Origin of the sequence: Agrobacterium sp. FDAARGOS_525 (genome assembly GCF_003938925.1) — a bacterium.
Lineage (GTDB): Bacteria > Pseudomonadota > Alphaproteobacteria > Rhizobiales > Rhizobiaceae > Agrobacterium > Agrobacterium pusense.
Window position 1 is genome coordinate 2,740,524 of the sequence record NZ_RKIU01000003.1, and the last position, 20,685, is coordinate 2,761,208.

Annotated in this window: 20 protein-coding genes and 1 pseudogene; 9 read left to right on the forward strand and 12 right to left on the reverse strand. The window is 61.0% G+C overall.

The genetic code is table 11. From position 1 onward, the window contains the following. The first annotated feature begins 9 nt into the window (after positions 1-9). The 4 genes from trpC (at position 10) to EGT36_RS14830 (ending at position 4,124) form a co-directional block, all read left to right on the forward strand. Positions 10-825 carry an indole-3-glycerol phosphate synthase TrpC gene (trpC, locus tag EGT36_RS14815; protein WP_125270504.1) on the forward strand — a complete coding sequence of 272 codons (816 nt, stop codon included), beginning with the start codon at positions 10-12 and terminating at the stop codon, positions 823-825. Positions 826-831: 6 nt separating this feature from the next. Continuing rightward, positions 832-1,338, forward strand: a complete 507-nt coding sequence (gene moaC, locus EGT36_RS14820) for a cyclic pyranopterin monophosphate synthase MoaC (protein WP_037093464.1) — start codon at positions 832-834, stop codon at positions 1,336-1,338. Beyond that, the gene (locus tag EGT36_RS14825) at positions 1,339-2,556 is read left to right on the forward strand and encodes a molybdopterin molybdotransferase MoeA (protein WP_037093462.1); all 1,218 of its coding nucleotides are present in this window, start codon (positions 1,339-1,341) and stop codon (positions 2,554-2,556) included. It begins immediately after the preceding gene. Between the two features lie 497 nt (positions 2,557-3,053). Continuing rightward, positions 3,054-4,124, forward strand: a complete 1,071-nt coding sequence (locus EGT36_RS14830; protein WP_004442120.1) for a GGDEF domain-containing protein — start codon at positions 3,054-3,056, stop codon at positions 4,122-4,124. A gap of 94 nt (positions 4,125-4,218) precedes the next feature. On the opposite strand, the pseudogene EGT36_RS14835 reads toward EGT36_RS14830, so the two are convergent. From EGT36_RS14835 to EGT36_RS14845, 3 genes and pseudogenes are all read right to left on the reverse strand, one after another. Beyond that, positions 4,219-4,822, reverse strand: a pseudogene (locus EGT36_RS14835) (pyridoxamine 5'-phosphate oxidase family protein). A 51-nt stretch (positions 4,823-4,873) separates the two neighbouring features. Further along, a complete protein-coding gene (locus EGT36_RS14840) occupies positions 4,874-6,685 on the reverse strand; it encodes a monovalent cation:proton antiporter-2 (CPA2) family protein (RefSeq protein ID WP_037093460.1) in 1,812 nt (603 codons plus the stop codon). Positions 6,686-6,963: 278 nt separating this feature from the next. After that, the gene (locus tag EGT36_RS14845) at positions 6,964-7,332 is read right to left on the reverse strand and encodes a gamma-butyrobetaine hydroxylase family protein (RefSeq protein WP_125270505.1); all 369 of its coding nucleotides are present in this window, start codon (positions 7,330-7,332) and stop codon (positions 6,964-6,966) included. A 107-nt stretch (positions 7,333-7,439) separates the two neighbouring features. Between EGT36_RS14845 and moaA the strand changes: the two genes are divergently transcribed. The 5 genes from moaA (at position 7,440) to mobB (ending at position 11,965) form a co-directional block, all read left to right on the forward strand. Then, complete coding sequence (moaA, locus tag EGT36_RS14850; RefSeq protein WP_045533710.1) at positions 7,440-8,489, forward strand: GTP 3',8-cyclase MoaA; 1,050 nt, start codon at positions 7,440-7,442, stop codon at positions 8,487-8,489. Positions 8,490-8,660: 171 nt separating this feature from the next. After that, positions 8,661-9,629, forward strand: coding sequence for a DMT family transporter (locus EGT36_RS14855; RefSeq protein ID WP_037093454.1), 969 nt, complete (start codon positions 8,661-8,663; stop codon positions 9,627-9,629). Position 9,630: 1 nt separating this feature from the next. Next, the gene (locus tag EGT36_RS14860) at positions 9,631-10,830 is read left to right on the forward strand and encodes a multidrug effflux MFS transporter (RefSeq protein ID WP_125270506.1); all 1,200 of its coding nucleotides are present in this window, start codon (positions 9,631-9,633) and stop codon (positions 10,828-10,830) included. Continuing rightward, positions 10,827-11,453 carry a molybdenum cofactor guanylyltransferase MobA gene (mobA, locus tag EGT36_RS14865; RefSeq protein ID WP_037093450.1) on the forward strand — a complete coding sequence of 209 codons (627 nt, stop codon included), beginning with the start codon at positions 10,827-10,829 and terminating at the stop codon, positions 11,451-11,453. The genes EGT36_RS14860 and mobA overlap by 4 nt, the downstream gene beginning before the upstream one ends. Continuing rightward, positions 11,450-11,965, forward strand: coding sequence for a molybdopterin-guanine dinucleotide biosynthesis protein B (gene mobB / locus EGT36_RS14870; RefSeq protein ID WP_035211513.1), 516 nt, complete (start codon positions 11,450-11,452; stop codon positions 11,963-11,965). The genes mobA and mobB overlap by 4 nt, the downstream gene beginning before the upstream one ends. Positions 11,966-12,255: 290 nt before the next feature. Here mobB and EGT36_RS14875 read toward each other — a convergent pair whose 3' ends face one another. The 9 genes from EGT36_RS14875 to EGT36_RS14915 form a co-directional block, all read right to left on the reverse strand. Further along, positions 12,256-13,821: a peptidoglycan DD-metalloendopeptidase family protein gene (locus tag EGT36_RS14875; RefSeq protein ID WP_037093448.1), complete on the reverse strand. Its 1,566-nt coding sequence runs from the start codon at positions 13,819-13,821 to the stop codon at positions 12,256-12,258. A gap of 345 nt (positions 13,822-14,166) precedes the next feature. Continuing rightward, positions 14,167-14,820 (reverse strand): protein-L-isoaspartate(D-aspartate) O-methyltransferase, encoded by a 654-nt coding sequence (locus EGT36_RS14880; RefSeq protein WP_022556269.1) that lies wholly within the window; start codon positions 14,818-14,820, stop codon positions 14,167-14,169. Beyond that, positions 14,817-15,587, reverse strand: coding sequence for a 5'/3'-nucleotidase SurE (surE, locus tag EGT36_RS14885; RefSeq protein WP_125270595.1), 771 nt, complete (start codon positions 15,585-15,587; stop codon positions 14,817-14,819). The genes EGT36_RS14880 and surE overlap by 4 nt, the downstream gene beginning before the upstream one ends. A 173-nt stretch (positions 15,588-15,760) precedes the next feature. Then, entirely contained in the window at positions 15,761-17,044 is a 1,284-nt protein-coding gene (serS, locus tag EGT36_RS14890; protein ID WP_037093446.1) for a serine--tRNA ligase, read from the reverse strand. A gap of 101 nt (positions 17,045-17,145) precedes the next feature. Continuing rightward, positions 17,146-17,949 carry a twin-arginine translocase subunit TatC gene (gene tatC / locus EGT36_RS14895; protein WP_022556270.1) on the reverse strand — a complete coding sequence of 268 codons (804 nt, stop codon included), beginning with the start codon at positions 17,947-17,949 and terminating at the stop codon, positions 17,146-17,148. After that, a complete protein-coding gene (gene tatB, locus EGT36_RS14900; RefSeq protein WP_004442140.1) occupies positions 17,946-18,692 on the reverse strand; it encodes a Sec-independent protein translocase protein TatB in 747 nt (248 codons plus the stop codon). Before tatB ends, tatC begins: the two co-directional genes overlap by 4 nt. A 56-nt stretch (positions 18,693-18,748) precedes the next feature. Next, positions 18,749-18,955 (reverse strand): twin-arginine translocase TatA/TatE family subunit, encoded by a 207-nt coding sequence (locus EGT36_RS14905; protein WP_003509722.1) that lies wholly within the window; start codon positions 18,953-18,955, stop codon positions 18,749-18,751. A gap of 130 nt (positions 18,956-19,085) precedes the next feature. Then, positions 19,086-19,820: an SMC-Scp complex subunit ScpB gene (gene scpB / locus EGT36_RS14910; RefSeq protein WP_125270507.1), complete on the reverse strand. Its 735-nt coding sequence runs from the start codon at positions 19,818-19,820 to the stop codon at positions 19,086-19,088. Next, entirely contained in the window at positions 19,813-20,658 is an 846-nt protein-coding gene (locus tag EGT36_RS14915; protein ID WP_034498970.1) for a segregation and condensation protein A, read from the reverse strand. Before EGT36_RS14915 ends, scpB begins: the two co-directional genes overlap by 8 nt. Positions 20,659-20,685 lie beyond the last annotated feature (27 nt).

The window sequence follows — 20,685 nt, forward strand, 5'->3', positions numbered from 1 at the left end:
AGCGAGATCATGAGCGACATTCTCAAGAAGATCGAGACTTACAAGCTCGAAGAAATCGCCGCCGCCAAGGCGAAGGTTTCACTGGCCGATCTGAAGGCCATGGCTGCCGACCAGAGCGCGCCCCGCGGTTTTTACAGGGCGCTGAAAACAAAGCAGGCCGAGGGCAAGTTCGGCCTTATCGCCGAAATCAAGAAGGCCAGCCCCTCCAAGGGCCTCATCCGCCCCGATTTCGATCCGCCGGCGCTGGCTGCGGCCTATGAGGCTGGCGGCGCTGCATGTCTTTCTGTCCTGACAGACAGGCCGAGCTTTCAAGGCGCTCCGGAATTCCTGACCGCCGCCCGCAATGCCTGCGCCCTGCCCGCGCTGCGCAAGGATTTCATATTCGACACCTATCAGGTGCACGAAGCCCGCGCCTGGGGCGCGGACTGCATTCTCCTCATCATGGCTTCGCTGTCGGATGACGACGCGAAACGGCTGGAAGACGAGGCTTTCGCGCTTGGCATGGATGTGCTGATCGAAGTGCACGACGAAGAGGAAACGGAACGGGCGCTGAAGCTCGACTCGCCGCTTTTCGGCATCAACAATCGTAATCTCCGCACTTTCGAGGTTGGCCTCGAAACCAGCGAAAGGCTGGCGGGACTGGTGCCCGCCGACAGGCTGCTGGTGGGCGAAAGCGGCATCTTCACCTTCGAGGATTGCCAGCGCCTGAAAAAAAGCGGCATCAGCACCTTCCTCGTCGGTGAAAGCCTGATGCGCAAGGACGATGTGACGGCGGCCACCAAGGCGCTGCTGACGGGCCAGTCCGGCATTCTGGCAGCGGAATAAACCCGGATGAGCGACGCCCCGAAGCTCACCCATATCGACGCGGCCGGTGAAGCGCATATGGTCGATGTTGGCGACAAGGCGGAAACCGTGCGTGTTGCGGTGGCCGAAGGCTTCGTGAAAATGAAGCCGGAAACGCTGGCGCTTATCCACGACGGCAACGCCAAGAAGGGCGATGTCATCGGCACCGCACGGCTGGCCGGCATCATGGCCGCGAAGCAGACCGCCAATCTCATTCCGCTCTGCCACCCGCTGATGCTGACCAAGGTGGCGGTGGACATCACCGAAGATGCCACCCTGCCCGGCCTCCGCGTTGAGGCCAGGGTGAAGCTGTCGGGCAAGACCGGCGTGGAAATGGAAGCGCTGACCGCCGTCTCCATCGCCTGCCTGACGATCTATGACATGGCGAAGGCCGCCGACAAGGCGATGGAGATCATCAATATCCGCCTGCTTGAAAAGAGCGGCGGCAAATCCGGTGATTTCAAAGCCGGCGATTTCGGGCGACAGGAGAACTGAATGAAGCCGCTGCTGCCCGTGGATGAGGCCATCGCGCGCCTTCTGGACGCAGCGGTTCCGGTCACCGACACCGAAACGCTGCCGCTCGCCGAATGCGACGGCCGCGTTCTCTCGGTCGATCTCATCGCAAGCCTCACTCAGCCCCCCTTCGATGCCTCAGCCATGGACGGTTATGCATTGCGCAGCGCCGATGCACCGGCCATCGGCTCGGTCCTCACCGTCATCGGCCAGGCCGCCGCCGGTCATGCTTTTGCCGGTACGGTGGGTGAAGGACAGGCGGTGCGCATCTTCACCGGCGCGCCCGTGCCGCAGGGTGCGGATACGATCCTCATTCAGGAGGATGCCGAAGTCCTGGAAGGCGGAAAGATCCGCACGGCCTTCGATGTCACCGCTGGGCGACATATCCGACCGCGCGGGCAGGATTTTACCAAAGGCGAAACGGTGCTGGAGGCTGGAAGGGAACTCGGCTTTGCCGATCTCACGCTGGCGGCGGCGACGAACCACGCCACGCTTGCCGTCTATCGCAGGCCACGCATCGCCATCCTCGCCACCGGCGACGAGTTGCTGCCGCCTGGAAGCGTTCCGCAGCCGGCGCAGATCATCGCCTCCAACACCTTCGGCGTCGCCGCGCTGGCCCGCAAGGCCGGTGCAGAGGTACTGGATCTCGGGATTATCCCCGATGATGCCGCTCTGATCCGCGCCGCCATCGGCGAGGCCGTTGCGGCGAAGGTTGATGTGCTGGTGACACTCGGCGGCGCCTCCGTCGGAGACCACGATCTGGTGCAGGCTGCATTGAAGGCGGAGGGCATGCAGCTCGATTTCTGGCGCATCGCCATGCGCCCGGGAAAACCGCTGATGGTGGGCTCAATCGGCAGCATGCAGGTTCTCGGCCTGCCCGGAAACCCCGTGGCCAGTCTCGTTTGCGGTCTGCTTTTCCTTGAACCCTTGGTCAGCCGGATTGGCCGGCGCGTGCCCCCGCAACGCATCGCGACCGCAAGAACCGCGACGGCGCTGAAGGCCAACGACCACCGCCAGGATTATCTTCGCGCCCGCCTGGTTAGCGGTCAAGGCGATGTGGTCGTGGCGGAGCCTTACGCCAGACAGGATTCATCCATGATGAACATCCTCGCCCATTCCGACCTCCTCATCATACGCCCTCCCCATGCGCCGCAGGCTGACGCCGGGGCCGAATGCCCGGTCATCAAACTCAGGGCCTGAACCCGCAGCCAAACGACGACAACACGCTTTCACAGCACCCGGATGAGGCATTTGTACACCCGCCTGCTGACATCGCCCGGAACGGCGCCGCGTTCAATGCCCTCAGGCCCGCCAGACAAACTGTAACGTTGCGCCTTTGGAGACGGCCGACAAATATCGACTTCCCCAAAACCATGTCTTGGCGAATGGAAATTCCCCGCCCCTTGAGCTTTTTTCCTCTCCACGAATCACGTTGCTGTGCCCAAATAAATCAGCTGCAAAGCGTTATCGGGATTGACAGAATAAATGCGAAACTGTCACCAAGGCGGATAGTAGAGGTCAAAAATTCCGGAAATTCCAAAAAATGAGAATTACTTATAATTATCAATTAAATAAGATAAAAATCGTACAAAATAGAATTTCCTGCAATAAAAATTAGTTCTCCATAAATTAAGCTTTCCAAAACAGCCTCCATAATAATAATCATAGTCTATAAGCAGACTCACTGGAGTTTCTTGATGAACACGGCATCCACGCCCAAGACCACGGGACCCGACATTGCCGGGCAGATTGCCCACGCCATGCGGAGCATGGGTGTTTCGCCGATCCCGCGCAACTACAGCCTTTTCTACGAAGCCTATATCGGTTCGAACCCTGCGCTGACCAAGGATCTGGCGGCGCTGGGAAACCGGGTGACGCAGGACGATCTGGACGAGCTGTCCGCGCGTTACGGTGATGGCGGTCCCGCGCGCTTCATCGACGATGCGCATGAAAAGCTGCGACGCGAACTGGAAGCCCTTCTGGGGACCTTACGGCGGGAACAATCCTCCATCGAGAACTACAACAGGATCCTCGGCGAGACGCGGCAGCGTATCGATGACAAGAATGCCGCCAGCAGCAATATTCTGAGAAACGCAATTGCGTTGCTGGCCGAGGCCACCGGCTCGAAGATCATCGACGGCGAAAAGGCGTTCAACGACGTCAACCGCCATGCCGAGGAAATGCACCAGGTGCGCCTGGAGCTGGATGAATACAAGCGCATCGCCAATACCGATTCGCTGACCCGCCTTTCCAACCGGCGGGCTTTCGACGACCGGCTGGCAACCGTTTATGATACCTCCATCGGCCTGCAATATACGTCGCTCGTCCTGCTCGATATCGATCACTTCAAGCGGATCAACGACACGTTCGGCCATCCGGTCGGCGACAAGATTCTGGCTACCGTCGCTTCGGTCATTCGCGCCAATGTCCGCAAGGACGGCTTCGTCGCCAGAAGCGGCGGCGAGGAATTCGCCATCATTCTCGACGGCAATACGCCGGAGGAAGTCATGGTGATGTGCGAGCGCATCCGCCTGTCGCTGGAGAGCACACCCTTCCGCAATTCGAGATCAGGCGCGGATTACGGCACGGTAACGATCTCGATCGGTTTTGCCGCTGCCGCGCAGGCCACCAATCCAACCGAACTTTACGCCCATGCGGATACGGCGCTCTACCACGCCAAGGAAACCGGCCGGAACCGCTCGGTCTTCTACGAGGACGGTATGCAGAAGAACTATACCGGCAAAAACTGGCTGATTTATCGGACTTGAGGCAAATTGCGCCGATTTGGGCGCATTAAAAACACAGCGCTGTCCCCACCCTCATTCCTGACAAGCATAGGAATGAGGGCGAGAGGGGGAAGCCTCACCACATCGTCTTCGCGGCGCGCGCCGCCCATTCGCGATCATAGGTCTCCTGATCGAATTCCGCCTTGGCCGCCTTGAGCAGCAGACCCGGCGTCGGAAGCGACGACGGGTCGACAAAATTGTCGGGATTCCACAATTCAGACCGCATCAGCGCCCGTGCACACTGGAAATAGACTTCGTCGATCGTGACCACGATGACGGTGCGCGGATGTTTGCCATCCATCTCGAAGCTCTGCAACAACGTGGGGTCAACGGAAACCAAGGCGCGGCCATTGATGCGCATGGTCGTATTCGAGCCGGGGATCAGGAACATCAGCGCCACGCGCGGATCCCGCACGATGTTGAGAAGCGAATCCACGCGGTTATTGCCACGCCAGTCCGGCAGCAGCATTGTCATCGGCCACGCGCACCACACCGCCCTTGTCGCCGCGCGGTGAACAGTCCATGCCCTCCGGCCCCACCGTCGCCAGAGCGAGAAACGGTGACGTTTCGATCATCAGCCTGTATTCGGCCGTCAGCGCGGCTGTCACCTTGGCGATGGATGCCTCGCTCGTGCCGTCATAGATGGCCTTTAATTCCTCGACCGTGCGAATGATCGTCATGTCAGTTCCTATCCCTCGAAATCACCCTGCGACACCGCCGGGCGCAATCCCTTAATCTTCCGCCGCTTCCGCCTTTTCCCGCTCCGCCCGCTCACGCGCCGTGCGCGCGGCGACGAGATCGGCTGGCTGGGCGTTGCCACGGATCAGCGAACGGCCGGCATAAATGCCGCCGACGACCTCCATGGCGAAACGCTCCTCGTCGCGGTCGCGGAATTCCTCCACCAGACGGGCGGCGTCTTCCCGCTCCTCGCCCATGGCGCCCAGAACCTCCTCGCTGAAATTCAGCGCCGATTCCAGCGTCTCGCGAATCTGGTAATCCACGCCGGCCTTCAGCAGATCGATGGCGTGGCCACGGTCATAGGCGCGAGCGAGAACCGGAACCAGCGGGAATTCATGCTTGACGATCTCCGCGATCCGGACGGCTGCTTCCTTGTCGTCGACGCAGATGAGAACAGCACGCGCCGTGCTGGCGCCGGCGGCATGGAGGATTTCCGCCCGCGAGCCATCGCCATAATAGACCTTGAAACCGAATTCCGCCGCATCGCGCACGAAGTCGGCATCCTTGTCGATCAAAGACAGCGTGTAACCGCGCGCCAGAAGCGGCTGGCTGACGATCTGGCCGAAACGTCCGAAACCGATCAGGAGAATGCTGCCCTCGACATTTTCAGGCACGTCGAGATCGTCAGTATTGGGCACCGCCGCCGGCACCAGCCGGTCGTGCAGGATGACCATCAGCGGCGTCAGGACCATGGAGATGATGATCGTCGCCGTCAGGATGGCATTGGCCTCCCGGTCGAGAATGCCGGCGCTGACAGCGGCAGAATAGAGCACGAAGGCGAATTCGCCGCCCTGCGCCATCAGCACCGCCCGTTCCAGGCTTTCACGCCTGGTGGTGCCGAGCGCCCGCGCCACGCCATAGATGAGGAAGGCCTTGAGCAGCATGTATCCGGCGACACTGACCAGCACCAATTGCCAGTTGGAGGCAATGACGGCAAGATCGATCGCCATGCCGACGCCGAGGAAGAACAGGCCGAGCAGAATGCCGCGAAACGGCTCGATATCCGCCTCCAGCTGATGGCGGAAGGAGGATTCCGACAGCAGCACGCCGGCCAGGAAAGCGCCCATCGCCATGGAAAGGCCGCTGACCTGCATCAGAAGCGCCGAACCCAGCACCACCAGCAGCGCCGCAGCCGTCATCACCTCGCGCGCACCGGAGGCCGCCAGCAGGCGGAAGAAAGGGTTGAGCAGATAACGTCCGGCAAGGATGAGCGCACCGACGGCGGCAAGCGCAATGCCGACGGAAACCCAGCGCTCCGACGCCGTGACATGTTCCCCGCCCGAACCGAGGAAGGCGACGAGCGCCAGCAGCGGCACGATGGCCAGATCCTCGAACAGCAGTATGGCGATGATGCGCTGCCCTTTCAGGCTGGACATGCTGTTGCGCTCCTGCAGCATCTGCATGACGATCGCCGTCGACGTCAGCACGAAGCCCGTGCCAGCGACGAAGGACATGATGACAGGAAAGCCGAGGCCGACCCCGATCAACGTCAGGCCGCCCATGCAGACCAGCACCTGCAATGCGCCGAGCCCGAAAATATCCTGCCGCATGGACCACAGCCGCGACGGCTGCATTTCAAGGCCGATGATGAACAGGAACATCACCACGCCGAGTTCCGCTATGTGTAGAATGGCCTGCGAATCGGAAAAGAAACCAAGACCGTAAGGCCCGATCACCAGGCCGGCGGCGAGATAACCCAGCACAGAGCCGAGGCCGATGCGCTTGAAGATCGGCGCGGCGACAACGCCTGCCGCCAGCAATACGACCACCTGGGCCAGATCATTTCCGTTTGCTTCTACAGCCACACGCCACCCCGTTTAAATAGTGAGACAAGAGCTTTGCCCTCGTCCGATTATCGGCAACGCGCGAGAACATTTCCTCCGTCATGCCGGACTAGATCCGACATCCAACCACGGCGCGTCTGCGCCGTGAAAGGACTCTCCCGCGATCAAGGACTTGATCGCGCTGGACCCCGGATCAAGTCCGGGGTGACGAAGCGCGAATGCAACAACGTTGCCAAACGCAGCAGTTCTTCGAACCCTTTGCCATAGTTCTCACGAGGGCGTGTCCCTCGCTGTTTTCTCTACCGGCACCGTGGCTCCCTGCTCAAGCCCTTTTCGGCGAGCTCCCGTTCATAATCCGCAAACAGCCTGTCCCCGGTCTCACCCAGTTCCTTCAGGTATTTCCAGGTGTAGATGCCGCTGTCATGGCCATCGTCAAAAACGATGCGCACCGCATAGTTGCCTGTCGCGACCATGGAGCGGATGGCGACATCGCGTTTGCCCGGCACCGTGACCTTCTGCCCCGGCCCGTGGCCCTGCACTTCTGCCGAGGGCGAAAGCACGCGCAGCATCTCGGCCTTCAGCCGGTAAACGCTTCCATCGTCGAAGGAAACGGTCAATTCGCGCCAGTCTTTCGACACAAGCAGCTCTGTCGGCCAGGCATCACTCATTTTTCACTTCCGCAAGCTCATCACATGCGTCAGAATTACGGACTTGCCTCAGGATAGGCAAGCCACTACATCATTTGAGGGGCGCATCGCGCAATGAGGATGGAGACGTGAACAGTTTCCCCGGATCGCTTGGAAAAGCGCAGTTCCTGACGGAAAACAACGCACCGATGGTGGACCCTTTCGGCCGCGCCATCACCTATCTGCGCGTTTCCGTGACCGACCGCTGCGATTTTCGCTGTACCTATTGCATGTCCGAGCACATGACTTTCCTGCCGAAGAAGGACCTTCTGACGCTCGAAGAACTCGACCGGCTCTGTTCCGTCTTCATAACGCGCGGCGTCCGCAAGCTGAGGCTGACCGGCGGTGAGCCGCTGGTGCGCAAGAACATCATGTCCCTGGTGAGGAACCTCGGGCGGCATGTCGAGAGCGGTGCGCTCGAGGAATTGACGCTGACCACCAACGGCTCACAGCTGGCGAAATTCGCAGCCGAACTCGCCGATTGCGGCGTGCGCCGCATCAATGTCTCCCTCGATACGCTCGACAGCGATAAATTCCGCCATATCACCCGCTGGGGGGATATCGGGCGGGTGATGGAGGGGCTCGATGCCGCACAGGCGGCAGGCATCAAGGTGAAACTCAACGCCGTTGCGCTGAAGGACTTCAACGATGCCGAAATGCCGGAGCTGATGCGCTTCGCCCACGGCCGCGGCATGGACCTGACGGTCATCGAGACCATGCCGATGGGCGAGATCGAGGAAGACCGCACCGACCGTTATCTGCCGCTTTCAAAATTGCGCAGCGATCTCGAGCAGAGCTTCACGCTCATCGACAGCGATTACCAGACCGGCGGCCCGGCCCGTTACGTGACGGTGAAGGAAACCGGCGGCCGGCTGGGCTTCATCACGCCCATGACCCATAATTTCTGCGAAAGCTGCAATCGTGTCCGTCTCACCTGTACCGGCACGCTCTATATGTGTCTCGGCCAGGACGACGCTGCCGATCTGCGCACGGCGCTGCGCGCTTCCGACAGCGACGCCTATCTTTCCAGCGCCATCGATGAAGCCCTTCTGCGCAAGCCGAAAGGACACGATTTCATCATCGACCGCACCCACAACCGACCCGCAGTCTCCCGCCATATGAGCGTGACAGGCGGCTGAGGCCGGCTGAACGTCTTTCTCATCCACCCACCCATATAAACGGTTGAATTGCCAGCTCTGCCGTGCCACGTCTCTTTATATGGAGGAATGCGTGGTTGCGCCGTAACGGCGGCTCCAGATCGCCCGGAGGGGCGGACGGAGTAAACCGCGCATGGTCTGGGATATTTGGGAATGGCATTGACGGACAATACGCGCGGCGCGCTTTTCATGGCGCTCGCAATGGCAAGCTTCACGGCCAACGACGCGCTGACGAAGTCCGTCACCCCCTACATCAACACCGGTCAGATCATGTTCGTCCGCGGCATCATGACCGTTGTGCTGATCTATATCGCGGCCCGGCATTTCGGCGCGCTCCGGCCCCTGAGAACCCTTTTGCGCCCCATCATCATCCTGCGCTGTCTCTGCGAGGTGACCGCCGCCGTTCTTTATCTGACGGCGCTCGGCCTCATCGAATTTTCCAATGCCTCGGCCATATTGCAGTCCCTGCCGCTGGTGGTGACGCTGGGTGCGGCGTTGTTCCTGCGCGAACCTGTGGGCTGGCGGCGCTGGGTGGCGATCATCGTCGGTTTCATCGGCGTGCTCGTCATCATCCGGCCCGGCCCGGAAGGCTTTACGCCGGGCGCGCTGCTGGTTGTCGCATCGCTGGCCGTCACCGCCGCGCGTGATCTGCTGACGCGGAAAATGTATGCCGATGTGCCTTCGCTTGCGATCACCGTCATCACCGCCTTCGTCAACATGGCAGTGGGCGGCCTCTTGATCCTGCCCTTCGGCGGCTGGCAGCCCATGAACGTCACGATCGTCTCGCATCTGGCCGCCTCGGCCATTCTGGTGCTGGTCGGCTACCAGGCGATCATATTGTCGATGAGATCGGGCGAAATTTCCTTCGTCGCGCCGTTTCGTTATACCGGCCTGCTCTGGGGCTTCATGATCGGCATATTCTTCTTCAACGAGAAGATCGACAATTACACCATCATCGGCGCCATGATCATCATCGGTTCGGGCCTTTATACCTTCTACCGGGAAAGCCTCCGCAAGCGCTCGCAGATGGCCAAGCGCGCGGCCGCCACCCCCACTGCCGTGACCACCGTACGGCCGGCTTCCGTAACGAAAGCTGCCGTAACGGAAGAGGCGGGAGAATGACATGAACGGCGGCCGTTTTCTGGACAGAACCACCCCACCCCACATCATCACGCTGGTCGTCATCGCCGGTGTCGCGGCGCTGTGCATGAATGTGTTCCTGCCCTCGCTTGCGACGATGGCAGTGTATTTCGAGACCGATTACGCGGTGATGCAATTCGCCGTCTCGGGTTATCTCGCCGCCACCGCCTGCCTGCAGCTCGTCATCGGCCCGCTCTCCGACCTCTTCGGGCGCCGCCCCGTCATGCTCGCCAGCATCGCCGTCATGATCGTCGCGACGCTTGTGTGCATGCTGGCGCCCAATATCACAGTCTTCATGATCGGGCGCGTGGCGCAGGCGGCCGTCGTTTCCGGCTTCGTGCTCGCCCGCGCGATCGTGCGCGACATGGTGCCCATGGAACAGGCGGCCTCGATGATCGGCTATGTGACGATGGGCATGTCCGTGGTGCCGATGGTGGGGCCAACGGTTGGCGGCCTGCTCAATAACATCTCGGGCTGGCAATCGAGCTTCGCCCTCCTCTGCCTGCTTGGCCTCGGCATCCTGGCGCTCGCCTGGCTCGATCTCGGCGAAACCAACCACAACAGATCGGCAAGCTTCTCGCAGCAGTTCCATGCCTGGCCGGAACTTCTGCGCTCGCCGCTGTTCTGGGGTTACGCCCTGACCTCGACCTTCTCATCGGGCATGTTCTTCTCCTTTCTCGGCGGCGCGCCTTTTGTCGGCAGCGTGCTTTATGGGCTTTCGCCGGCCATGCTCGGCCTGCAATTCTTCTTCATGGCCAGCGGATACATGCTCGGCAACTTCATCTCCGGTCGTTATGCCAGCGAAATCGGCATCACCCGCATGATGCTGTCGGGCAATGTCATCGGCATTGCCGGCATCATCACCGCCATCGCACTGATCTCGGTCGGGGCGGAAAGCGCCTATGCGTTTTTTGTGCCGCTCTCCCTGATCGGCGTCGGCAACGGCGTGACGCTGCCCAGCGCCAATGCCGGCATGGTCAGCGTCCAGCCGCATCTGGCTGGCTCAGCCTCCGGTCTCGGCGGCGCCATGACCATTGGCGGCGGCGCGGTACTCTCGGTTCTCGCCTCCTCGGTTCTTTCAAAAGAGGATGGAACCTGGCCGCTTCTTCTGGTGATGCTGGCGACCGGCCTTGTCGCCCTCCTCACCACCTATATCGTAAGGCTGCAGGAAAAGCGGGAATGACGGCCCCTTTTGAAATACCCGGCCTGGTACTCGCCGGCGGGCTTTCGCGGCGTATGGGCAGCAACAAGGCGATGGTGCAATTGGGCGATGCGCCTCTCATGTCCCGTGTCATCAGCCGCATCACGCCGCAGGTCTGCGACGTCACCATCAATGCGGCCAATGGCTGGGCGGAAAGTTTCGGCCTGCCGCTGCTGCCCGATACGCTGAACGGCCATGCCGGTCCGCTCGCGGGCGTTCTGGCCGGCATGCGCCATTTCCAGCACCGCGGCGACGCGGTCAGCCACTTTCTGACAGCGCCCGCCGACAGCCCGTTTTTCCCTGACGATCTTGTGGTGCGGCTTTGCGAACACCTGTCGGACAATGCAATCGTCATTGCCGCCTCCAGCGGCCAGCTTCATCCGGTCTTTGCGTTGTGGCCGGTCGCTCTCGCCGATGATCTCGATGCATGGCTGAAGAACGATGCCAACCGGCGCATCCGCGCTTATCTTGCCCGGCATGTCACCATTGGGGTTGCTTTTGCGCCGCTGGAAACGGCAAAGGGCAGCCTCGATCCGTTCTTCAACATCAACACGCCGGATGAGCTTGCACTGGCGCGCAGCTATCTGGAGAGCATGGAAGCATGACGGCACAAAAGGTCTTCGGCATCGCCGGCTGGAAGAACTCAGGCAAAACAGGTCTTGCCGTGCGCATCGTCACCGAACTGACGGCGCGCGGCTACCGTGTCTCCACCATCAAGCACGCCCATCACGATTTCGATATCGATAAGGTCGGCGCCGATAGCTGGCGTCACCGGCAGGCCGGCGCGCACGAGGTCACCATCGTTTCCGGCACCCGCTTCGCCATCATGCATGAATTGCGCGGCGAACCGGAGCCCTCCTTCGAAGACATCCTCTCCCGCCTCGCGCCGTGCGACCTGGTGCTGATCGAAGGTTATAAATACGAGCCGGTCCCGAAAATCGAAGCGCGCCGGGTTGAGGCGGCGAAAACGGAACCGCTGGCGCCGCTCGATCCGCATATCGTCGCCATTGCCGCCGATCACGCGGTGACGGACACGGCGCTTCCGGTTTTTGATCTCGACGATACCGGCGCGATTGCCGACTTCATCGAGACGACGGTGGGTCTTGTCAGGGGTTAGACACGTAGCGGCTCGACCTGACTTGGGCTGCATCCCCAAATCCGTCATACCGGCCTTGAGCCGGTATCCAGCCAGCCCAAGTCCTTGGGCTGAGGAGACTCATTCCGCCGCGCAGACGCGCGTCGACTGGATGCCGGATCGGGTCCGGCATGACGGAGGGGAAAACCGCGAGAAACCAATGCCCACTAAGCCCGAGGCACCCATTCCAGAACTTTTTCCGCACGCATCACCCCATAAAATGAAAAAGCCGGGCTCATCACCCGGCTTCATCATTCCTTGAGACGCAATACCTATTCAAGGAAAGTGGATGGGTTCACCGGCGTCGCATCCTTGCGAACTTCGAAGTGAACCTGCGGACGTTTGGCGCTGCCGGTCATGCCCGAGGTGGCGATGGTCTGGCCGCGCTGAACCTTCTGGCCACGCTGCACGTCGAGATTGGCAGCGTTGCCATATACCGTGACCTTGCCGTCGTCATGGCGGACAAGAACCGTGTTGCCGAGCTGCTTCAGGCCATTGCCGGCATAGATGACGACACCGTTTTCAGCGGCCTTGATCGGCGTGCCCTCGGGAACCGAAATGTTGATGCCGTCGTTGCGGCTGCCTTCGACATTGTCACCGAAATTATTGATGACCGCGCCGCGCACCGGCCAGCGATATTTGCCGATGCCGGTGGATTCCGGTGCGACCGACGCCATGTCGGCCTTTTTCTCGATATCGCTGACACTGGCGGTGGCCGGAGTTGCGGGCGCAGCCGGAGCGGCGGCGGCGGCCGGCGCCTTATAGGGCTCCGGCTTGACGGATGCGGTTTCGACGGGCTTTGCGGCTTCCTTGGCGGGAACGGAAGCGGTCTTGATGGCATCCGTCGAAGCACCCGGCATGTTGAGCGTCTGGCCGACGCGGATGCTTTCGTTGCCGAGACCGTTTGCCGCCTTGAGAGCAGCCACCGACACGCCGTTTGCACGGGCGATCTTGGCGAGGCTGTCGCCCGGCTGAACCTTGTAGCCACCAGAAGGCGGCAGCGGCTTGCCGCCCGGAGGCGTCAGTTTGCCAGCTTCAGCAGAAACCTTGTCACGGGCGGCGGCCTGCGACGGCAGCACGGCCACGTTTCCATCCGGCGCACGCAGCGGTGTCGGCTGGTCGCCATTGCGGTTGAGCGCAATATCGCCGGCGGCATCCTTGGCGGCGTTGCGGACCTGGCCGAACTTCGGAATGAGGATCGACTGGCCGGCCTGCGCGGCGGAAGCGGTCTTCAGGCCATTGACCCGCAGCAGTTCCTTTTCCGGAACGCCGTAGCGGTTGGAGAGGGTCGCGATGCTTTCGCCGGGACGCAGGGTCACGGAGGCGGCGCCATCGGTGTGCCAGCCGTTTTTGTCGGAACGAACGGTCGCGGTGGTCAGGTTGTCAGCGGCGGGTGCGGCAGCCTGCCGTGCGGGCGCTGCCAGAGACGGCGCGGCCTTGGGTTGGGCGGACGGGAAAGGCTGGGCCATGGCTTCGTTGCGGGTCGACGGATCGCGGCTTGCCACGGCTGTCGGCGCGGACAGCTCGGAACGCTGCACCGGCGAGGCCGAGGCGCGGGCCGTGGACGGCTGAACGCCACCGTAACCACCCGATTGCTGCGGATAGGAATTGCCGGCCATGTTCTGGTTGGCATAACCTCCCTGTGGCGCGGCAGAGGCGTAACCGCCATTCATGTCGCCCTGCGGAACCGGGGCCTGCCCGTAAGCACCGCCGCCCTGACGGGCAGGAATTGACGCCGTGGTCATCTGATCCGGTCCACTGGAAAAGAGGCCGCTGAACCGCGTTGCATCCGAGCTACAGCCCGTTGCGACGCTTGCCAGCAATGCCGCTGCGAACATTTTTGCGACTGATTTTCCGATTTTAGACGAATGTCTCATACGCATGACTCGATCTACACTGACGCCAACCCGCCGCATCGAGATCGATCCGGCACAAATTTCAATTCTTGCAAGGCCCATTTCCCGAGGTGGGGAAAACCATGCGTCGATGTTTATGATTAAAGCGCGTTAGTGTTACCACGCCGTTAAAACGTTAAGCCGTTTGGCGCTTTTTTGACACTTCGATAACCATGACGAAGAGAGGATGCGCCATGATGAAACAATAAAATCTCTTAAAATCAAATGCTTGCGAAAATTCCGAACATTAGGAGACCAAAATACAATGTCTCCAAAATTTTCATTTTGTCACAAATGACGCGCAATATGGGTGCTGAGCGGCAGGTAGGGCGCCTCGAACAGTTCTTCCTTCTCGAAGCGGCTGCCGGTCTTGGAAAAGCGCGTCATCACGCAGCGATCACCTTCAACGATGATCGGCGCGATCATCATGCCGCCGGAAACGATCTGCTCGGCAAAGAAACGGGGCATGGTGGTGAAGGCCGCCGTGGAAACGATTCGGTCAAAAGTGCCCTCACCCACCAGGCCGTTGCTGCCATCCGCCTGGCGGATGACGACGTTGCGGATTGCAAGATCATCGAGACAGTTCTGCGCCTGCTGCACCAGCGTCTTGTACCGCTCCAGCGAAAAGACGCGCTCTACCCGGCGGGCAATGATCGCCGTCATGAAACCGCTGCCGGTACCGATTTCCAGCACGCGCTGGCCGGGTTTCAGCTGCAGGCGGGCAAGGATTTTCACCGCCATGTCGGCCCCTTCCATGAAGGAACCGCAGTCGATCGGGATGGTGCGGCTGGAATAGGCGTCGGCGGCAAATTGCGGCGGCACGAATTTGGATCGTGGCGTCTGCTCAACCGCCGTCAGCAGGTCGAGATCGGAAATCCCCTCGCCCCGCAAGCGCAGAACGAGAGCTGCAAAACCTTCCTTTTCGACCATGGCAGATTTCAATCGGCGACTCCGAATCCAAGCGCTTGCGCAACCCGATCCTTCACCGTGTAATCCGTCAGGTCAAGCTTCAGCGGCGTGACGGAAATCTTGCCATGCTTTAAGGCGTGGATATCGGTGCCTTCGCGGAAGGTGCCCATGCGTTCGCCGAAACGCAGCCAGTAATAGGGAAAACCGCGGCCATCCTGGCGTTCTTCCACCGTCAGGCCGAAATCGAGCTTGCCCTGCCCCGTGACGGACACGCCCTGCACATCCTTTGGCGCGCAATTGGGAAAATTGAGATTGAGGAAGGTGCCGTCAGGCAGATCGACATCGACGAGCTTGCGAATGAGATCGGGCGCATAGGTCTCGGCCACCTCCCACGGCACGACGCGGCCTTCGGCATGGCTGAAGGCCTGGCTGAGCGCAAAAGACCGTACGCCCTGCAGCGTGCCTTCAATGGCCCCGGCAATCGTACCGGAATAGGTCACGTCATCGGCCATGTTGGCGCCGGCATTGACACCTGACAGTACGAGATCCGGCTTTTCCGGCAGAACCTCGCGAATGCCCATGATAACGCAATCAGTCGGCGTGCCGCGCAGAGCGAAATGCTTGTCGGAAACCTTGCGAAGACGCAACGGCTCGGACAGCGTCAGGGAGTGAGCAAGCCCGCTCTGGTCTGTCTCCGGCGCGACGATCCAGACGTCGTCGGAGAGCGTGCGAGCGATACGCTCCAGCACGGCCAGCCCTTCGGCGTGGATACCGTCGTCGTTTGTCAGCAAAATCCGCATGTTTTCCTCCCGCTCTTCATTTTGCTCAGGCAGAACACTCCCCGAACCGTCATCCCGGCCTTGAGCCGGGATCCAGTCGACGCGTGTCTGCGCCACGGGAATAGTCCTTTTCAGCCCAACGACTTGGGCTGGATGGATGCCGGATCAAGTCCGGCATGTCGGCATCTTTGAAATCAAGCCGCCTTTTCGATCCGCGTCAGACCGCCCATATAGGGCAGCAGCACATCAGGAATTGTGACAGAGCCATCGTCGTTCAGGTAATTTTCGAGTACGGCGATCAGGCAGCGGCCGACAGCCGTGCCGGAACCGTTCAGCGTGTGCACGAACTTCGTCGCCTTGTCGTCCTTGCCGCGATAGCGCGCATTCATGCGGCGCGCCTGGAAATCGCCGCAGACCGAGCAGGACGAGATTTCGCGATAGGTATTCTGACCGGGCAGCCACACTTCCAGATCGTAGGTCTTGCGCGCGCCAAAGCCCATGTCACCGGTGCAGAGCGTGATGGTGCGGAAATGCAGGCCCAGCCGCTTCAGCACCTCCTCGGCGCATGCCGTCATGCGCTCATGCTCGGCGACAGCGCTTTCCGCGTCGGTGATGGAGACGAGCTCGCACTTCCAGAACTGGTGCTGGCGCAACATGCCGCGCGTGTCACGGCCTGCCGAACCCGCTTCCGAGCGGAAGGACGGTGTGAGTGCGGTGAAACGCAGGGGCAGCTTTTCCTGCTCGAGGATTTCGCCGGCCACGAGGTTGGTCAGGGTCACCTCCGCCGTCGGGATCAGCCAGCGGCCATCGGTGGTCTTGAACAGGTCCTCGGAGAATTTCGGCAATTGCCCGGTGCCGAACATCGCCTCGTCGCGCACCATCAGCGGCGAGGAAACTTCGGTATAGCCATGTTCCGAGGTGTGCAGGTCGATCATGAACTGGCCGAGCGCCCGCTCCAGCCGCGCGAGCTGGCTGGTGAGAACGGTGAAACGCGAACCCGAAAGTTTGGCGGCCCGCTCGAAATCCATATAACCAAGCGCTTCGCCGATTTCGAAATGTTCCTTGGCCTCATGGTTCCAGCCGGGCTTCTGGCCGACGACGCGGGTCACCACATTGTCATGCTCGTCCTTGCCATCGGGCACATCGTCGAAGGGCATGTTTGGCAGGCGCGACAGGGCGTCGTTCAACTCGGCGGTGACCTGACGGTCTTCCTCCTCGGCGCGCGGCATCTTGTCCTTGAGGTCGGCGACCTCGGCTTTAAGTTTTTCCGCAAGCTCCATGTTCTTCTGCGCCATGGCGGCGCCGATTTCCTTGGAGGCGGCATTGCGGCGGGACTGCATGTCCTGCAGGGACTGGATGACGGAACGGCGCTTTTCATCGAGCGCGATCAGACCTGCGGCCGCAGGCTCCGCGCCACGGCGTGCGAGCGCCGCGTCAAAAGCTTCGGGGTTTTCACGTATCCATTTAATGTCGTGCATCGTCGTTCCAGACCGTTGTTGCATCACCGGTGTTTTACAGCAAAACGCCGGGCAGAAGCCCGGCGCGAGGAGATGTCTTGAGCGGCGAGACCTTCGAAAACTCAGGTCTCCTCCAGCTCCGTGCTTGCGGATTCCGCAGCGCGCTTCCTCTCCACGAGTCGAGCCATGTAGATGGAAATCTCGTAGAGAATGATCGCAGGCAGTGCAAGACCGATCTGGGACATCGGGTCCGGCGGGGTCAGCACGGCGGCGACCACAAAGGCCATGACAATCGCGAACTTGCGCTTCTCACGCAGCCAGTCGCTGGTCAGAAGGCCCACGCGCGCCAGAAGCGTCGTGACCACGGGCAGCTGGAACACCAGACCGAAGGACAGCACCAGCGTCATGATGAGGCTCAGATATTCCGACACCTTCGGCATCAGCGAAATCGCAACCTCGCCATCTTCTGGCAATTGCTGCATGGCGAGGAAGAACCACATGACCATGGGCGTGAAGAAGAAATAGACGAGCGCCGCTCCGATGAGGAACAGGATCGGCGATGCGACGAGGAACGGCAGGAAAGCGGCGCGCTCGTTCTTGTAGAGGCCGGGCGCCACGAATTTATAAAGCTGCGAGGCGATCACCGGAAAGGAGATGACCATCGCGCCGAACATGGCGACCTTGATCTGCGTGAAGAAGAATTCCTGCGGCGCGGTATAGATCAGCGACGACTTCGTCACATCAAGGCCAGCCCAGAGAACCGCCCACTTATAGGGAATGACAAGCAGGTTGAAGAGATGCTTGGCAACGGCAAAACAGGCGATGAAGGCAACGAAGAACGCACCCAGCGACCAAATCAGCCGTGTGCGCAGTTCCATCAGATGTTCGATAAGCGGCTGCGGCTTGTCCTCGATGTCCCCGCTCATGCTTCATCCTTTTTGGGCTTTGCAGCCTTTGTTCTCGCCGGCTTCACCGGCTTGGCATCGGCGGCCACGACAGGCTTTTCAGCCACGACTTTCCTGGCGGCCGCTTTTCTCGCGACGGCTTTTACGGTCGGCTTTGCAGCTGAAGTCTCCGTGGAATTGACAGCAACGGGTTCGGACGCCGCGACCGCTTTGGCGCGGCTGGCGCGTTTCGGCTTGGCGGCAACCGCTTCCGCCTCGACGGTCGCAATCGATTTAGCCCGGGCACGCTTCGGCTTTTCCGCCGGTACGACCGGTGCCGCAACGGGGGCGCTGGCAGTCACGGGCGGGGTATCCGGCAGCTTCATCTCAGGCTCGGGAATGCTGACGAGCGGTGCAACCGGCTCACTGGTCGCCGGTGCTGCGGTCGACGTAGCAGGCGAGGATGACAGGCCCTCAGGCGGCGTGGTCGCCTTCTGAAGATCGGACTTGATCTCGTTGCCGAGCTGGCGAAGCGGGTTCATCGCATCACGCAGCGAGTTGGTCGGGTTGAGATTGCGGACATCCGATATGGTCTGGCGCACATCGTCCATGTCGGCCTCTTTGAGGGCCTCATCGAACTGGGTACGGAAATCCCCCGCCATCTTGCGAAGGCCAGCCATGGTCTTGCCAAAGGCGCGGATCATGGGCGGCAAGTCTTTCGGCCCGACAACCACGATCAGTACGACCGCAATCACCAGCAGCTCGCTCCAGCCGATATCAAACATCAATATGCTCCCGAGACCCTAACGCGCGTCAGTCTCAAACCAAACGGCAGGGCCGCTTACTTGATCTCGTCAGCCTTGTGGTCGACGGTCTTCGTGTTGGCATCGGCCGGCGGCGGCGTCTGGTCTTCGTCAGCCATGCCCTTCTTGAAGCTCTTGATGCCCTTGGCGACATCGCCCATCAATTCCGGGATCTTGCCGCGTCCGAATAGAACGAGAACGATCACCAGCACGATGAGCCAATGCCACACACTAAAAGAACCCATAACTGAAACTCCTGAATTTCGCTTTCAGACGATGTAAGACGTTTGAAAGGCTTTTTCAAACAACAAATTGCCGCTTCAACAGGGTGTGAGCATAAAGTTTTTGCGTCGTGTCGCCCGCGCGATAACGATCTCAATCGTCGCCGTCGCCACCACCAGGCGCAAGCAGGCCCAGCTCTTCCAGATCAAGTTGCGTGATCGGGTCTTCATCCTCACGCAATTCGTCGCTCATCATCGGCAGGGGCACGCCGAAATTGGAAGGTATGCGGCCGGAAAGCAGCCCTGCTCCCTTCAGCTCCTCGAGCCCCGGCAGGTCGCGCAATTCCTCGAGGCCGAAATGGTCGAGAAACTCAACCGTGGTACCGATCGTCACCGGCCTGCCGGGTGTGCGCCTGCGGCCACGAAACCGGACCCAGCCCGCCTCCATCAAGACGTCAAGCGTGCCGCGTGAGGTCTGAACACCGCGGATTTCCTCGATTTCAGCGCGTGTGACCGGCTGATGATATGCGATAATCGCCAGGACTTCCAGCGCCGCGCGAGAGAGCTTCTTCGGTTCCTTTTCCTCGGCGCGGATGACGAAAGAAAGATCGCCGGCAGTGCGGAAGGCCCATTGCCCGCCCACCTGCACGAGATTGACGCCCCGGCCCGCATAAGCGGCTTTCAGATGCTGAAAAACGGCGTCGACATCCATGCCGCGCGGCAGGCGCTCCGCAATGAAACCCGGAGAGACCGGCTCGGCCGAGGCGAAAACCAAAGCCTCGGCGATCCGCTCGGCCTCTTTCAACTGGCGCTCGGAAAATACCGTGGGTTCTAGTCCCACCCCATCCGTCGCGATCGTCGCCTCGGCTGTCTCATCATTATCAGTCATTGTCAGTCCTCTCGGCGACCGCCGCACGATCATCCCTCGTGCCACGGCGCATATAGATGGGCTGGAAAGCGCCCTCCTGCCGGATTTGCAGCGTGCCCTCGCGCACAAGTTCCAGTGACGCGGCAAAGGCGCTGGCGATCGCCGTCACCCGCATCGCGGGATCGGGGACATATTGCAGCAGATATTGATCGAGCGCGGTCCATTCTCCGACATCGCCGAGGAGACCGGTTAAAAGCTCCCGCGCCTCGACCAGCGACCAGACCTGCCGTTTTTCAATGGTGACCTGGGTGATCGCCTGTCTCTGCCGCAGATTGGCGTAGGCGCTGAGCAGGTCATAAAGGCTCGCCTCGTAGGCAGAGCGGTTGATGTGCGGAATATGCTCCGGCGCGCCGCGGGCAAACACATCGCGGCCGAGCTGGGCGCGGTTGACGAGGCGTTCCGCCGCCTCGCGCATCGCCTCCAGCCGCTTCAGGCGGAAGGCAAGGGTTGCGGCCATTTCCTCACCCGAGGGGCCGTCATCCTTGGATTGCTGCGGAATGAGAAGCTTGGACTTGAGGAAGGCGAGCCACGCCGCCATGACCAGATAATCGGCCGCCAACTCGATGCGCACGCGCCGCGCGCTTTCCACGAATTGCAGATATTGCTCGGCAAGCGCCAGCACTGAAATGCGCGACAGGTCCACCTTCTGCGTGCGGGCAAGATGCAGCAGCAGATCGAGCGGTCCTTCGAAACCCGCGACATCGATGACCAGTCCGGCCTCGCCCGTCAGCCGCTCCGGCGTCACATCCTGCCAGAGCTTGTCCATCGGCGTCGAATTGCGAGATTTGTCTGCGGCCATCGTTCCATCCGCCGGGGCTTCCGGCCT

Coding starts and splice junctions, on each gene's coding strand:
- scpB (WP_125270507.1), bottom strand. CDS start 19,820: ATGACTGATAATGATGAGACAGCCGAGGCGACGATCGCGACGGATGGG.
- EGT36_RS14860 (WP_125270506.1), top strand. CDS start 9,631: ATGAACGGCGGCCGTTTTCTGGACAGAACCACCCCACCCCACATCATC.
- tatC (WP_022556270.1), bottom strand. CDS start 17,949: ATGAGCGGGGACATCGAGGACAAGCCGCAGCCGCTTATCGAACATCTG.
- EGT36_RS14905 (WP_003509722.1), bottom strand. CDS start 18,955: ATGGGTTCTTTTAGTGTGTGGCATTGGCTCATCGTGCTGGTGATCGTT.
- trpC (WP_125270504.1), top strand. CDS start 10: ATGAGCGACATTCTCAAGAAGATCGAGACTTACAAGCTCGAAGAAATC.
- EGT36_RS14825 (WP_037093462.1), top strand. CDS start 1,339: ATGAAGCCGCTGCTGCCCGTGGATGAGGCCATCGCGCGCCTTCTGGAC.
- serS (WP_037093446.1), bottom strand. CDS start 17,044: ATGCACGACATTAAATGGATACGTGAAAACCCCGAAGCTTTTGACGCG.
- EGT36_RS14875 (WP_037093448.1), bottom strand. CDS start 13,821: ATGTTCGCAGCGGCATTGCTGGCAAGCGTCGCAACGGGCTGTAGCTCG.
- surE (WP_125270595.1), bottom strand. CDS start 15,587: ATGCGGATTTTGCTGACAAACGACGACGGTATCCACGCCGAAGGGCTG.
- EGT36_RS14830 (WP_004442120.1), top strand. CDS start 3,054: ATGAACACGGCATCCACGCCCAAGACCACGGGACCCGACATTGCCGGG.
- EGT36_RS14915 (WP_034498970.1), bottom strand. CDS start 20,658: ATGGCCGCAGACAAATCTCGCAATTCGACGCCGATGGACAAGCTCTGG.
- tatB (WP_004442140.1), bottom strand. CDS start 18,692: ATGTTTGATATCGGCTGGAGCGAGCTGCTGGTGATTGCGGTCGTACTG.
- moaC (WP_037093464.1), top strand. CDS start 832: ATGAGCGACGCCCCGAAGCTCACCCATATCGACGCGGCCGGTGAAGCG.
- EGT36_RS14855 (WP_037093454.1), top strand. CDS start 8,661: ATGGCATTGACGGACAATACGCGCGGCGCGCTTTTCATGGCGCTCGCA.
- EGT36_RS14845 (WP_125270505.1), bottom strand. CDS start 7,332: ATGAGTGATGCCTGGCCGACAGAGCTGCTTGTGTCGAAAGACTGGCGC.
- mobB (WP_035211513.1), top strand. CDS start 11,450: ATGACGGCACAAAAGGTCTTCGGCATCGCCGGCTGGAAGAACTCAGGC.
- mobA (WP_037093450.1), top strand. CDS start 10,827: ATGACGGCCCCTTTTGAAATACCCGGCCTGGTACTCGCCGGCGGGCTT.